This window comes from Sulfuricurvum sp. (assembly GCF_028688295.1).
Taxonomy (GTDB): Bacteria; Campylobacterota; Campylobacteria; order Campylobacterales; family Sulfurimonadaceae; genus Sulfuricurvum.
The window spans coordinates 1-14,229 of record NZ_JAQTYM010000062.1; the positions used below are offsets into that span (position 1 = coordinate 1).

Annotated in this window: 18 protein-coding genes and 1 pseudogene; 3 read left to right on the top strand and 16 right to left on the bottom strand. The window is 38.2% G+C overall.

The features are described 5' to 3' along the window. The 5 genes and pseudogenes from PHR02_RS10765 to PHR02_RS10785 all read right to left on the bottom strand — a co-directional run. Nucleotides 1-1,373: pseudogene (locus PHR02_RS10765) on the bottom strand (hypothetical protein); the annotation flags it as partial. A gap of 101 nt (nucleotides 1,374-1,474) precedes the next feature. Next, nucleotides 1,475-3,100, bottom strand: coding sequence for a polysaccharide biosynthesis/export family protein (locus tag PHR02_RS10770; RefSeq protein WP_299992008.1), 1,626 nt, complete (start codon nucleotides 3,098-3,100; stop codon nucleotides 1,475-1,477). Beyond that, nucleotides 3,100-4,185: a capsule biosynthesis protein gene (locus PHR02_RS10775; RefSeq protein ID WP_299992009.1), complete on the bottom strand. Its 1,086-nt coding sequence runs from the start codon at nucleotides 4,183-4,185 to the stop codon at nucleotides 3,100-3,102. Before PHR02_RS10775 ends, PHR02_RS10770 begins: the two co-directional genes overlap by 1 nt. Further along, the gene (locus tag PHR02_RS10780) at nucleotides 4,182-4,853 is read right to left on the bottom strand and encodes an ABC transporter ATP-binding protein (protein WP_299992010.1); all 672 of its coding nucleotides are present in this window, start codon (nucleotides 4,851-4,853) and stop codon (nucleotides 4,182-4,184) included. The genes PHR02_RS10775 and PHR02_RS10780 overlap by 4 nt, the downstream gene beginning before the upstream one ends. Then, nucleotides 4,850-5,635: an ABC transporter permease gene (locus PHR02_RS10785; RefSeq protein ID WP_299992011.1), complete on the bottom strand. Its 786-nt coding sequence runs from the start codon at nucleotides 5,633-5,635 to the stop codon at nucleotides 4,850-4,852. Before PHR02_RS10785 ends, PHR02_RS10780 begins: the two co-directional genes overlap by 4 nt. A gap of 95 nt (nucleotides 5,636-5,730) precedes the next feature. Here PHR02_RS10785 and PHR02_RS10790 point away from each other — a divergent pair, with 95 nt between their 5' ends. Next, nucleotides 5,731-7,287 carry a L,D-transpeptidase family protein gene (locus PHR02_RS10790; RefSeq protein ID WP_299992012.1) on the top strand — a complete coding sequence of 519 codons (1,557 nt, stop codon included), beginning with the start codon at nucleotides 5,731-5,733 and terminating at the stop codon, nucleotides 7,285-7,287. Here the strand turns inward: PHR02_RS10790 and PHR02_RS10795 are convergent, their stop codons facing one another. From PHR02_RS10795 to PHR02_RS10825, 7 genes are all read right to left on the bottom strand, one after another. Further along, nucleotides 7,288-7,533 (bottom strand): hypothetical protein, encoded by a 246-nt coding sequence (locus PHR02_RS10795; RefSeq protein ID WP_299992014.1) that lies wholly within the window; start codon nucleotides 7,531-7,533, stop codon nucleotides 7,288-7,290. Further along, nucleotides 7,530-8,588, bottom strand: coding sequence for a HipA domain-containing protein (locus PHR02_RS10800; RefSeq protein ID WP_299992015.1), 1,059 nt, complete (start codon nucleotides 8,586-8,588; stop codon nucleotides 7,530-7,532). Before PHR02_RS10800 ends, PHR02_RS10795 begins: the two co-directional genes overlap by 4 nt. Continuing rightward, nucleotides 8,585-8,923, bottom strand: coding sequence for a HipA N-terminal domain-containing protein (locus tag PHR02_RS10805; protein ID WP_299992016.1), 339 nt, complete (start codon nucleotides 8,921-8,923; stop codon nucleotides 8,585-8,587). Before PHR02_RS10805 ends, PHR02_RS10800 begins: the two co-directional genes overlap by 4 nt. 10 nt (nucleotides 8,924-8,933) lie before the next feature. Next, a complete protein-coding gene (locus tag PHR02_RS10810) occupies nucleotides 8,934-9,149 on the bottom strand; it encodes a helix-turn-helix transcriptional regulator (RefSeq protein WP_299992017.1) in 216 nt (71 codons plus the stop codon). A gap of 253 nt (nucleotides 9,150-9,402) precedes the next feature. Continuing rightward, entirely contained in the window at nucleotides 9,403-9,777 is a 375-nt protein-coding gene (locus PHR02_RS10815; protein ID WP_299992018.1) for a helix-turn-helix domain-containing protein, read from the bottom strand. A 159-nt stretch (nucleotides 9,778-9,936) separates the two neighbouring features. After that, a complete protein-coding gene (locus PHR02_RS10820) occupies nucleotides 9,937-10,482 on the bottom strand; it encodes a hypothetical protein (protein WP_299992020.1) in 546 nt (181 codons plus the stop codon). Further along, nucleotides 10,482-10,634, bottom strand: a complete 153-nt coding sequence (locus PHR02_RS10825; protein ID WP_299992022.1) for a hypothetical protein — start codon at nucleotides 10,632-10,634, stop codon at nucleotides 10,482-10,484. Before PHR02_RS10825 ends, PHR02_RS10820 begins: the two co-directional genes overlap by 1 nt. 290 nt (nucleotides 10,635-10,924) lie before the next feature. On the opposite strand from PHR02_RS10825, the gene PHR02_RS10830 reads away from it, so the two are divergent. After that, on the top strand, nucleotides 10,925-11,284 hold the full coding sequence (locus tag PHR02_RS10830) for a DUF6864 domain-containing function (protein ID WP_299992024.1): 360 nt from the start codon (nucleotides 10,925-10,927) through the stop codon (nucleotides 11,282-11,284). Then, nucleotides 11,285-11,611, top strand: a complete 327-nt coding sequence (locus tag PHR02_RS10835) for a hypothetical protein (RefSeq protein ID WP_299992025.1) — start codon at nucleotides 11,285-11,287, stop codon at nucleotides 11,609-11,611. A gap of 27 nt (nucleotides 11,612-11,638) precedes the next feature. Here PHR02_RS10835 and PHR02_RS10840 read toward each other — a convergent pair whose 3' ends face one another. From PHR02_RS10840 to PHR02_RS10855, 4 genes are all read right to left on the bottom strand, one after another. Beyond that, nucleotides 11,639-11,914: a type II toxin-antitoxin system RelE/ParE family toxin gene (locus tag PHR02_RS10840; RefSeq protein ID WP_299992026.1), complete on the bottom strand. Its 276-nt coding sequence runs from the start codon at nucleotides 11,912-11,914 to the stop codon at nucleotides 11,639-11,641. After that, nucleotides 11,904-12,140, bottom strand: coding sequence for an addiction module protein (locus tag PHR02_RS10845; RefSeq protein WP_299992027.1), 237 nt, complete (start codon nucleotides 12,138-12,140; stop codon nucleotides 11,904-11,906). Before PHR02_RS10845 ends, PHR02_RS10840 begins: the two co-directional genes overlap by 11 nt. 266 nt (nucleotides 12,141-12,406) lie before the next feature. Further along, nucleotides 12,407-13,522 carry a hypothetical protein gene (locus PHR02_RS10850; protein WP_299992028.1) on the bottom strand — a complete coding sequence of 372 codons (1,116 nt, stop codon included), beginning with the start codon at nucleotides 13,520-13,522 and terminating at the stop codon, nucleotides 12,407-12,409. Nucleotides 13,523-13,602: 80 nt separating this feature from the next. Continuing rightward, a partial coding sequence (locus PHR02_RS10855; RefSeq protein WP_299992030.1) for a hypothetical protein occupies nucleotides 13,603-14,229 on the bottom strand: 627 nt, incomplete at its 5' end.

Here is a 14,229-nt window from a genome sequence, read left to right on the forward strand (position 1 = left end):
ATCAGGGCATCATCACCCACGAGCTCATCATTGCCATTACCCCCGGAGATCGTGTCATTACCGCTGCCTCCTGCAATCCAGTTATCGTTGTCATTTCCGATCAGGATGTCATCGCCGTCTTTTCCCTCGGCTTCATCAACGCCGCTAAGCAAGGTAAGATCGATGGTATTGTTCCCTGAACCCCCAATGGCAGTTAGAAAAAGTCCACTAAACAATGCTCCCGTGTTGCCAAATGCATCGGTGATCATATTATCAGCTACACCGATTGCAGACGCATCAAATACAACGAAATCGGTAGAAGTGATGGAGGTTGGTGTCGACAAAGTGATATTCGCTGTTCCAAGCCCACTAACCGTAATGGTTCCCATATCGATACTCGTACCGTTTTTGTAGAGTTTAATATCACTGATATCGATAGCGGTAACTGCTTCAGCAAAGTGAACCGTAAGACCATTGGACGTTGCCGATGCCATCTGTGCCAGAGGTGCGGATGTGTCTATGATCTGAACAACATTTGTCGCAGCCGCAGTCCCCAACGTAACACCGGAGATTCCATCGAGAGCAATCAAGGTGCTCCCTAACTCGGCTGATCCTCGTTGAAAAACGATCAAGGCATCGATAATTCCGCCGGCTTCGAATGCCACAGTGGTACCGGGAACACTAAGATTAGTATGGAGGTAGTTATAGGCATCCGCTAATAACGTATCATCGGTAATGGCGACAGTAATACCGGAACTATTTTTAAAAGTAACAATACCGCTGGTAATCGAGTGTGTCGCTATAGTACCCACATCGGTACCGTTTGCATCGGTAACATTTGCAGCTATTAATTTGGATTGGAAACTTAGTTTGTCGTTCGTGGAGGTACCGGAAACATCAAACCCGGTGATCAAATCGATCTGATCGAGTGGACGAGTTGACCACTGATCACCCATGCCTACTGTATCGGAGGCTGGGGTAGATTCGCTTAGGTTGATGATATCCGCACTCCACACTGGCGTGGCGATAGTATCCGAACCCTCTCCAGTGAAAAACATATATGGACTCGGATAATTGATACCTGTTTCGCTGAAATCCATGGTCGTAATGCCACTTCCTCCCACAAACATCGTCCCCTGTGAAAGATATTGATAGCTATCATTACGGATCGCACCGTATTGCATTACCCCTACCAGATAATCAGTGGAGGTTATCGTGGTATCAAGTGTTAATGTCCACGTATTTGTACCCCCCCCCGTAAAGTTACTGACATTAATAGTCGCCCCTAAACTGGTTTTAAACTCTACGCCGGAGGGATTTTCGAGTGTCATTGCTTCATCATAAATAATTGTGAGGACGTTGTCGACTATTGTTACCGATATAACTTCTGCCATGGGTGATCCTTTATAACCTAAATTGATTGATTATAATTCAGATTTATTAAATCGTCACTTAAGATAGATTGAGAATCAACAGCACTTTGCTAAAGAATAGTTTATAGATCAAGTACTACTTTTGCAGCAATAGCAATCTGGTACAATATTTGAGTGACGACACTGGTCACTTGAAGCGATTTGCCCTCAGCCTTTGGAAGTACCAAAATCGCATCCCCTTCCTCTATTCCCGGTTTTGCACTTAAAGCAAAAAAGGAGTTGTCGTATTTTTCGGCTTTACCATTAGCCCGTATAACTAGAATTCTCTCTTCATTTGCACGTTCGCTTAGATCTCCAGCCATAGCGATGTAATCATCAATATTTTTCTGATTTTCATACGTAAAAGCCCCCGGCATTGTCACTTCGCCCTGAACGACAACAATATTGTTTTTTGCAGGGATATTGATGATATCTCCCTCTTGTAGCACGATTTTATCCAATGCCGACATATCTGTGATGACAATTTGACCTTTGGGCTCAATTTTACGCGCTCTTTCAATAAATTGTAAAATCGATTCAGCCTCTTTACTGCGCATCGACGCTTCTTGCGGGGAGATGGACGGTGTGGTCAGCGCCAGAGTTTCTAACTCACGCAACTGAGCATCGATCAGTTTTTTTTGCATTTCTGCAACACTTTTACGATAGACTTGAATTGCATTACTGTTAGATTGAGGATTAAATCGGATCATCTCATTGACTTTTGCCAATGACGTCCCTTTAGGAACTATCAGCGTATGCAATCCATCGTGTTCCCCCTCAATGTTAACCTGTACCATCGAAACAGAGTGGTCGGGCATAAACATAACATCATCGCCTGAGTTCAACATCACTTTATCAAACGCTTTTAGCGGATAAGATTTGATACTGAGTTTATTATTTGTCCCATAACTTTTGACAATCGCATTTGTCGCTGTTGGTTTAGTACCCGCTAACACAGCAAGATTAGCGAGTGTAAGATGGGTGTCTTTAGATTCAAACCGATAGGGACGTAACACTTCCCCGCTGACACGAACATATCCCCCTACACTCTCTACTAGGATTACATCACCTGTACGGAAAGCAAACATCTCCATTTGACCATCGAGTATAAAATCATACAAATCAACCTTTTTAAAGGGTTTATTATCTCTCAATACGGTAATACGGCGGTAACTCCCTGACTGAGTATTAATCCCCGATGCCTTGTCAAGATATTGGACCAATGAATCAGAACTAAGCCCTAAATATAGACCCGGTTTATTGACACTTCCGGTTACAAATACTGAAACATTTTGATACGCTCCCATATCGGCGTAAACATAAACATTATTACGATAAACTTGTTTTATACTAGTACTAATGGTCGAGACGAGGTCTCCGTTACGAACGCCGAGTAATTTGACCGTCCCTACACGAGGAATGAAAATATTTCCTTGCGAATCGATCGTATGAGGAACTTCGTAATCAAATGCCCCCCACATTTTTACCGTAACAACATCACCGATCGCTAAACGATAATCTGGATTGTACATATGCTGCGTTGTTTTTGTGAAATTTCCGCTAAAAAGGTGTGAACCAAATACGCCTCTTGTATCTTGGGGAGCAAGTGTCGAAACGTTTTTTTCGGCAGAAGCGATTGATGAGACATCGACGGATGCAATGGCCGAAAGAGCAAAAGCAAGTAATAAGTAAGGGGCAATTTTTTTCATCAGTATTTATGATCCTCTATAGTGGCTTTGAGTAAATTGGCAATGCCATAAAGCATTGAAAGAACAATCAATAAGGTTACAAGATTGTAAATTCTACGTGGGTATTCAGCCATTTCCGGCAAAGGTGGGTTTTGAATCACTGCAAGATATTTCGTTTTCTGATTGGCTTCTATTCTGCTTTTTTCCACAGCTGCCAACGCAAGTTTATACGTATCCTCTGCAAAACCGGCTTCGATGGACAAATTTTGGAATTCAGATGCCATAGCATTCATCGGTTTGCCTGACACAGAGGCTATTCTGGACGTCTCTTTTTGAGCTTGCGCTTTTAGTGCTTCAATTTCGCTTTTAAGTGTAATGACCTGAGGTGCGCTATCTTGTAAATAGGAAAGCATCGTCCGTAATTCTGCTTCCTTATGGGCAAGTTCAGTATCAAATTCGGTAGCAAGCGTCGCTTTTGATTGCGCTTGAACCACAGGGTCAAAGATTCCGTATCGGTTCTGAAATGCCATAAGATTATTTTTTGCATTTGTGTAGCGTTCTTTAGCTTTACGGAGTTCTTCTTCAGTAAAGATGAGCTGTTGACGAGACATCTTATGTGATAGTTCATTCACAAAATGTTCACTCTCTCCTAGAACTGCTGATGATATCATCTGAGATTGCTCTGCGGTAAATCCCTCTGCACGTATTTTAAGTAACCCAGTCAAATCATCATAAACAATTTCAACGCGATTGCGGTAATACCACTGATATAATTCTTGAGGCATCCAAGAGTATAAACGATAAAATGGGTCACGTTTTTGCGCTTCATATGCTTTTCGCAAAGCAATTTTTTCATCCAATTTTTTGATCATATCAAGAGAATGAATATACTCTCTCAAATAGAGCGTATCTTGTTTAGAAGAAGATGTGACACCGGTAATCATTTCCAGTCCAGACAATTCACTGCCCATGTCATTAGCTTTTGCCACAGTTACGATACTTTCGCTAACATAACGATCTGCTGCAATGAAAAAATAATATCCTGCCGCTAAACTTAATGGCAAGATAACACCTAATGTATATCCTCTACTTATTTTAAAAGTCATTTCTTTTGTCCTATTTTCTGGTACACTGCTATCCCCTCATCTACATCTTCATATACACTCGCTTGGCCGCCATTAACTACAACAACATAATCACAATAAGCCTTGATATCAGCCATAACATGTGAAACCATAATGACGTTAGCATTTTTTAATTTTTCTTGATAGACAAGTTTACTTTTTTGTTTGAATGCAGGATCACCAACAGCACCTACTTCATCAATCAGATAATAATCAAAATCAAAAGCCATACTCAATCCAAATGCAATACGAGAACGCATACCTGAAGAAAATGTTTTAATAGGCTCATCAAAGTACTCTCCTATTTCAGCAAATTCTTGGACATACGCTATTTTTTCACGCATTGCTTCACCCGTATATCCATATACGCGACTAATGAATTTTACATTATCGCGGGCGCTTAATGAGCCTTGGAATCCTCCACTCAATCCAACCGGCCACGATATTTTTTTATCGGTAATGACCCTTCCGCTATCAGGTAAATCGATCCTGCCTAATATTCTTAATAATGTTGATTTTCCCGCACCGTTTGGACCCAATAAACCAATACTGTGGTTTTCTGGAAACGTGAAGTTAAAATTATCAAAAACATAATGACGTCCACCCTCTTTTAGAGGATAAGATTTAGAAAGATTTTCGAGCCGTATCATGAACTAGCTGCCAGTTGAAATTTATATTTTTGGTAAAACCATAAACTCAAAAAGAGAGTGGTGATTGTTACCATAATCGGGAATGTCATACTGATACCGTCGATTCGAGGATAATAAGAAAAAAAAGATTCCCTAAATAACTCAATGCTATGCAATAAAGGATTATAAAGCAACCATTCCATATATTTAGATGGAAGAACCCAAAGAGGATACATAATCGCAGAAATAAAATAAAGAACGGTTAAAAAAACTTTGACAAATAATTTGATTAGAGGTAATTTATAGGCTAAAACACTGCATCCGATTCCAATTCCAAATGCCATAACAATAATTAATCCCGTATTCATAAGCAGTTCAAGCGGATGGGCAATCATGATATCAAAACCAAACAACCACCCCAATCCTATTAGTATTATTACAAAAATAGTGCTATAAATGAGAACCTCTAATAGTGTTCGACTAATATATGTGTCAAACGGCTTTACAGGCTTGTACGCAAATAATGCCTTATTGGCTTCTGCACTGTTCATGAGAGAACTTATAATTGTCCTAAAAAGGAAAAAAGGGATCATTCCCGTCACCAAAAATAATGTAAAAGGGACTTGAGGCATCATATTATTGCTCATAAAATCAAAAATAATCAACATAACAACAATGTGTAATAAAGGCTCAAAAACAACCCACAAATAGCCAATTTTAGACTCACCAAAACGTGTTTTCATCTCACGCAAAAAGAGAGCAAATGTGACTCTTTGCAAAATTGTTAAAGACGTTATCTTCACTCTTTACCTTATCTTCTCTGATATGGGAGAGTATAAAATATTCTTACTTAAAGCGAAGACTTAAAAAGAGAATCTTCCTTTATCATGGAGTTTTTGTGGGGGGGGTATCTACCAAATTTACCCGATTTAATAGCCCTTTTTATGCTATAGTTCACCATCAAACCAACAAAATAACCCCTATGGAACAAAACATCTTCTCATTAGCGAAAATCTTCCTGATCACTACTATCTTTTGGGCTCTTAACTCATGGAGCGATGAGATTCCCCCTCTATGTGAGCGGTTGATCGAGATCAAAAAATCCCCCCGATTTGACCGATTAAACCATCCCATCGAAACCGCCCGATTTTACAACCAACGGTGCAAAAATTTAGAATCCCTCGCATGGCTCGATCAAAATGCCACCCTGACATCGGATGCGACAGAGTTGCTAAGCGCTATAGATAACTCCTATAACGAAGGGCTAAATCCGAAGCGCTATCATAAAGATGAGATAACCGAAGCACTGGCGCAACTCAAAAACAATGCCACAGCCGATGAGGATAACGCTTCTCTCTACTGGCTCGATATACTTTTGAGCGATGCTTATATGACACTCTCAAAAGATCTCTATGAGGGGGTGAGTACCTATGATGAGCTTCGTGAAAGTAAAAGAGCCAAAGCGGAGAGATTCGAATGGGATCGTCCGCAAATCGAAGCGATCTCGTATCCCGAGTATCTAGAGGAGTATTTGAAACTCCACCGCATCTCCCGCTCACTCACATCCCTCTCACCCGATTATGAGGAGTACTATCGCCTACGAGACACCCTACGCACCTTTCGTTCTGCCGCCGTGACAGGAAAAAACCCCTCTTCTACTTCCCAAAAGATCATTAAAAAACTGCTCATCAATCTCGACCGATTTCGATGGCTTCCTCGTGGAGTCGGAAAAAACGGCAGTTATATCGATGTCAATATCCCATCCTATACCCTCAAAGTCATCGATCACGGCTATGAAGTACTGGCAATGAAAACGATTGTAGGAAGAGGTTCACGCCCTACCCCTATTCTCAATAGCACCATCTCTCATGCCGTCCTCAACCCCTCATGGACCGCACCACAAACCATCATCCGCAAAGATATCCTTGAGAGCAAAGAGATCTCCGCCTACCTCCAAAATCACGACATACGGGTATACGAACACGTCAGAGGCGAACTCTACGAGGTCGATCCCATCCAAATCGACTGGAGCCGATACAGCGGGAAAAAACAGATCCCCTATACTTTTAAAACCGATGCGGGAGAGACCAACCCTCTGGGAAAAGTAAAATTTTTATTCCCCAACAAACATTTCGTCTATCTCCACGGTACCAACGTCCCCGCATTGTTTAAAAAAACTAACCGTGCCCTGAGTTCAGGATGTATCCGCCTCAGCGCTCCCCAAAAACTCTATGATTATATGATGGAGAAATGGGAAAATCCTGAAGAAAAATCCCCCGATACTCTTGAAGAGTCCGATATCTCCGTCCGACTGCAAAAAAAGCTCCCAATACTGTTACGCTACATGACGATCAGTGCAGACAACAGCAACACAGTCAATGTATATGATGATATTTACGGCTATGATGATGCCCAATGGGCAATACTGAAGAAAAAAGGGGTAAGGGGAGAATGATTATGACTGGGCGGATTGTCGCTCTTTCTCTTTGTCCGTATGGGTGATGTCATGCCACCCTTTGCCTTTGATCGATACGGAGACGATTGTATATGATTCGATCACGACTAGCTGAGGCTTACCCTCTACCATCATTTCGACTTTACGTTTAACAGAGGGTTCGTTATCACGGAGAACCGCCATATTGCCATCACTGAGTTTGACGAGAGTGTCTCGTTTGAGTTGTTTAGTGGAATGTTCTTTCATGCTTTTACTTTTACCTGTTCTAAATATTCTTGAGCCAATGGCTTAATTACGGAATCAAACTCAAAACCATGTTGCGGCAGAGTGTAGCACAATCTTTTTTGAATTCTCTCCGTAAAATTTGTGATATATGCCATTTTACCACGCTCGCTCATAAATGATTCCATGATCATTTGCTCTGCCGTTTTTACATTCGAAAAAATATCTTGGTAAATTTTGACAAGACGCTTTGGCGGAATACCTATCATGGTACCGAACACCTCACAATCTTCCAAAGAATAAAACCCTAAAGCCCCATAAGACTTTGTTTCATGCTGAGCGAATAATTCCAACCCCATCTCACCGAACTCTTCGTTGATGTGATATTTGGTATAGAGTAGATCATAGTTAGGAGTAAAATCGAGATCCCGTCTCCCCTGGGGTCGATAAAGCGAAAAGTTTTTCAGATGCGCATCGCCATTTCCGATGAGATAATTAAAAATAACGCGACGATAAAAATCTTCTATCGCACTGGAACTTGCTGCCATAACCTCTTTTGCTCTCAGGGCAATCACTTCATAGCTCGAATCGTATTTATAGTTCGCTCCGCTCGTCTCTTCACTCATCCCGATGATCGATGCGAAATCTTCCTGATCGAGCTTGGTTCCGTCTTTGGCATAATCAAATCGCTTTACGAGATATGCCATTTCGCCGTTACTGAAATGGATAATCGCATTTGCTGCCGTCGGGATTTTAAAAACTTGTTTGGAAAGCTGCATACTCAAATGCTCATTGGCAACAATATCTTCGGAGTGTTTTAACTGCGTAGCGGGGACAGGTTTTAAGATAAACTCCCCCTTATCCGTTGTCGGAACGAGATCGTTCCCCTCAAGCCGTAGAGAAATTTTGTCCTGAACACCGGAAATAGAGATACGTGTCGCTTGGGATTGACGGTACTCGTAAAATTCTTTTATATCGAATTTCAGATGATTGATATGACGCCCATTGAACAGCTCTTTTTTGCATTTTGGACAATATTCCCCAGAGGCAATCGGTTTAAAGCATCCAAAACATTTCATGATTTATCCTCATTATCGCTGACTTCTTTGATAGTGATTGATCCGATTGTATTACTCATCGTCGTTTTCAGCAACCGTGTAAAAAGGTCATTCTCATCAATACGAAGTGCTCTACATTGGATGGTTTTAGCACTTCCCTCTGCTAACATATTCGCGAAGAAGGGGAAAAGAACGGATGAAGTATAGCTCTCTGCTCGCAAAGGCAACCCTACCGAAATCGGGAGTGCCAATGGATCGTTTAAATAGTCCTGATCGTAAATAAACTGATATTCTCCATTCTCTTTCGATACGATCCCGACAAATCTTTCATTGCGATACACTTCACCTTTTTGCATCTATCTCATCCTATGCTTTTTCTTTAACACGTATCACGATCTCTAACCCAAGCACATCGAGTATTTTTTCAAGATTGAGGAGCGAAATATTGCCTTTGGCATTTTCGAGCGTAGACAAGGTCGTTTTACTAATCTGCGCATAATCACAAAGCTGCTCTTGCTCCATATTGATTTCAGTCCGTCTGGATGCAATAGCACTTCCGATGCGTGAACGAATATCATCCATAGAGGCTCCAGTGTTAATATATTGAAAGTATAGCAGTAATTAGGAGGATTTTGATCTAAAAAATAGCTATACTTTCAATATATTGTAAATAGAAGTAGGAGAGGTGAGTGTATTTCTTAAAGTTGTATAACACTTTGTGGGATTTCCTTAGTCAAGTTTAGCAACTCATCTTTGACTATAAATCTTCATAGTCTAACTTAACGACTAAACTCTTACTATGGATTTTATAAATTAAAAGGCAAAAATTAAAATATCATGCCCAAACTTTCGATTTCGGCATTTTTGCAATCATCGCTTTGGCTTCTGAGAGCATCTTCTTTTTCGCTTCATCACTCGGTGATTGATTTTCCAGTGCAGATGTTTGGATCACTCGGTTCACAATCTCATGCGCTTTTTTCTCGATTTGCGCCTGATAGAGTGCTTTTGCCGATTGTTTTGGTTTAATGGCAATCTCACATCCCAAAGTTATCGCTATTTTGTCGAGCGTATCGAGTGATATATCATGACCTGAAAATGCACGTTTTACGGTAGCAATGCCTAATCCTGAGCGTGAAGCGATAGCCTCATAAGGGATAGATAAAGCCTCTTTTTGTTTTTTGAGTTCGGGTAAGATCGATGATTTAAACATATTGACTTCTTTTTAGTATCATTTTTGATACTTAATATTTTACTAAAGGTATCATAAGTGATACTATTTATCAAGATTAATACAACTATAACAAGACATCATTAAGTAAAAAAGTAGCCTGTCCCCTTTTATCTTTAGCAAAACAGATTTATTTCCATCTTAAGCGTCATCTCTGTATCCAAGATACCCTTTTTTATGTACCTTTGCCGAGTAAGGAGATGATGAAAAAGACTGTGCAAACTTTAAAGCATGCAGTTTAAAACCTCCTCGATATTGTCTCAATAACTCTTCAGTGTTTGCATCAACAATGCCATATAGGTCATACATCAATTCATTAAAATTGCGTGAGCCCTCGTTATAGCTTGTAAAACTGCCTGCTCTCATCTTCTCTTCAATCCCACTTTCTGTCAAATTATCATTGAGTAGAGAATAATATGTATCTACAATATCATCAAGCACATAGATTAACATCGGTGCTGCCAAATGTTCATACTCAGCATACAGTTTTTCAAGTTCTAAAAGAGTTTCATACTTGTTTTGCATAGCATTTGGTTTTTGCAATACTCTTTTCATAGGCAAGTAAAGTTTTTCCAACCGCTCTTTTATCTCATCTCTTTTGCGGTTTTGCTGGGCAATAAAAAGATTGCTTCCCACTACAATCACGGAACCGATGATAGCACCTACACCTATTGTTCCAATATCCATTACAACTCTCCTCTAAATGCCCGTTTCACGGTAGCAATCCCTAATCCAGAGCGGGTAGCGATAGACGCATAAGGGATAGATAGAGCCTTTTTTTGTTTTTTGAGTTCGGAAAGGATCAATGATTTGAACATTATAACTTCTTTTAGTATCATATTTGATACTTTTTAATTTTACAAAATGTATCATAAGTGATACTATTTGTCAAGACAAATATAACTCATCATTAAGTAAAAAGTAGCTTGCCCCTTTTATCAAAGGTAAATTAAATAGTAGGGAATTTTGGGGTTTATTTGCTTAGGGAATAGAAAGTGAAAATTGAATAACTGATCTCTATTTCATATTTAACGAATGAGGGAATTATATTTTTGTTATATAATACTATAGACGATCAGTTTATCATAAAATATTAAACTCTCCATAATATATTAAAGTAGGAATTAAAATGGCAATTGATAGTAGAATTCAAATAAAAATAGAAATTGATAAGCGTGAACTTTTAACATCAGGTATTCTTCATCTTGAAGGTAATGATCCTATAAAACTTGATATAAATGGTCTAAAATTCATTTTTACTTTTAAAAATGATGATGGAGAGCCAAGATATACAGGGACTATTACAGAGGAAAACGTTTTACAATTAGATTTTTTCAATCATAAGAATACATTAGGCGAAGGTAAATTATCTCCAATTGAACTAGCAACCATTAATAACCAAACTTTATTTTTTACATATTATGCGTCAACAGTTAACTTTGAGACTAATTCTCGTCGTTTTGAATATGCTTTTTATTTAGGAAAGTAAATGTCAAACAATCAATTTACTTTTCAAGACAACAGTAATAATTCTAAGTCGAAACCACCATATAAAAAAGTTTCAGGTACTCCTTCAGAAGGTACTATCACTAAAACAATTGGAACTGGTGATAATGCTAAAAACTCACTTGTTTGGATAACAATTCAATGGAGTTTTATAATTGGCTCATTCATTACATTAGGTATATATCTTTATGCTATTTATTTCCAGAGTGAAGCTCGAAACAATCTTCTAGAAGATATTAAAAGTATTTGGAGCATTTTCATACCTCTAATTACCTTAGCACTCGGATATACATTTGGTAAAGGCAAATAGTGAAAATAGAAAATAGGGACAGGCTACTTATTCCCCTTCTCTACTCCACTCATTCTGATTAAAAATCCCCATAACAACTATATCATCACCATCGATTATATAGGGGATAGTGTAACCTCGGTAGATGAGTTCGCGACCACCCTCTTCGGTGGGTCTGCCTTTATAGGGGTTATCGATCAATGAAGGGACAAAAGTTCTCACACTCTCATAAAATTTTCGAGCGTTTTTTGGGCTGTCTTTTGCTATGAACTTTGTAATCTCTAAAAGTTCTTGGTTAAAACGTTTACTACGTTTAACTCGCACGTTCATCTAATCCATTTAAAAAATCTTCGATCTCTTCCCAGCCCTCGTCCCAAGGTGTGGTCTCCATCTTTCTGCTTCTGTACTCTTCGATACGGCGTTTTACTTCATCGGCGTACCACGGACGGGCGGGTTCAATAGTCACTTCACCTTTTGGTAATGAGTTCAAAAACGTCATCACTTTATCTGCTACAGATTCGTCTTGTAATTCAAGATGATAGGCTAACATGATGTTCCCTTTTGCAGTGTTTATTATCAGAAAATTATATCATGAATTGGAGAGGAAAGTTTTGGTGGAGGCGTCCACTATCAAACAAAAGCCAAAATATGATATTTATAAGACTATATAAGAAATAAACTACATTAAAAACTACATTATAGCTATCTCTTTAACTATTTAAAGCACCAAAAAGTATATCGAGATTTTTGTATTTTTTCGACATAGATTTTTGGGTCTCTTCATTAAGTGGTTGAAATCCCATCTTATACTCTCTCTCAATAGGCAAATGCAGCCCAAGTAGACCCCTCAGATATAGGAATGATATGGTGAAAGTATGCTGGATTAGTTGCATCGGATTTATCGATTAAAGCTCTTGATAACTTAAGTACTTCAAGTTGATTTGTACTGAGATTTTGTCTAAATAATTGAAGTTCAGCAGGAGTGCGACCCTTGCAAAAATTGAATAATTTTGCAAAATATCCAATAGTGACATCCGATAATTGAATCATTGGGTTTTGTTTGGAATCAGTAATAAAACAGTAGTTAACTAAATCTTCACCATTGAATGAGTTCCCAGTTTTAAGGAGGACAGATTCAACCTGTTTTTCAGTATCGAAATAATGGAAAGAATTAGGAAACATTAAAGCGCGATATCGATAAAAAATACTGAAATTATCTATCAAAATATCTCTCTTTTCATTTTGAATAAATACAGCTTCATCTAGATTAGCGCCCAATTCTAATACGTGAATCAACAAGTGGTCTAAGGTGTTTTTTGTATCAGTTCCTTGTTGAATAAGTTCAATTAATTTTTTATAGAAAAGAGATAGCTTATCACTTGTAACATCTGGATATGAAAATTCATTTAGAAGTTGCAAAGTATCATCTTTTCTTTGCAACAAAATTTTATAAAAATGATCTTTTATATTTACATGACTAATAATAAGTAGATGCTCTTCATTATGTTTTGCTATTACAGAGTCAATAATATCGAGTATTGACCAATAAAAGACATTCACCCGCTGAAGATGTATGTCAATATCATTATTTAAAAGGAATTCAAGAATGCTCTTAAGTTTCTTTGAATTCAAAATTTCTAAAAAATTTCCACGAGCGACATGTTTGAACTTCATTTCATTAGCACTCTTGTCCAATCTTATCTGCTTGTAGAGATCAGTTAGGTCAAATACAATGTCCCTGTTTACTACGATTCCTCCTAAAGCAAAATCCCCATCTTCTTCAATATTTAATTTACCTTCTTTTAAATGAACTTTTCGATAATTATTAGTTTCGTCATAATAAAAATCTTTGTTGATATTTTCAAGCGTATTAATTCCATTTAACAATTTGATGGCTTCAAGTGTATCATCCGAACTGATTGTAGTATTCATTTTATTCCTTGTAATGGTGTTTTACATTTGGATATTGATTATCTTTCAAACTAAAATTCATATAGTCATTGCCCAATTTTTCAATCATCTTTACTTTTATCAATTACATGCTGACAATAGCTACAAAAACTACCATCAGATAATTCATTTACATCTATGTTACCACCACATCTTTGGCATGTGTGTTCCGCCTTTTCTCCACACATTGCACACTGACCCTTTTCACATATATAAGACTCTTCTCCGCAAAATGGACAATCAACCAAATTTGCATCTTCTCCATGTTGATAATCATAATAACCATAACGTTGATTAAGAGACTCATGAGTAATCTCATCATAAGAATACACCTCTCCACAAGAGCGGCATAAAAAAGTATCTTTTTCAATAACAGTTTCGGAAGAACCATTTAGGGTTATTAAATCTGAACCACATTCTACACATTTACACTGTTTGACCAAACTCAGTAATATTTCTGTTGCCCAATCAAGAGAATCAAGCTTTGTGATACATTCATTTTTTTCTTTAGTATAAATATCTGAAATTTTGACCATCGAATCCCACGTCTCTTGACCTAATAATTCCCACGGCTCTTCTTTGAGAACATTATCAATAAAATCTTTAATGATTAAAAAAGAGTTCACTAACAACGCTTCAATTGCCCCTTTAGAAAGAGAAGAATAATAATGCTCTATATTATTTCTAAA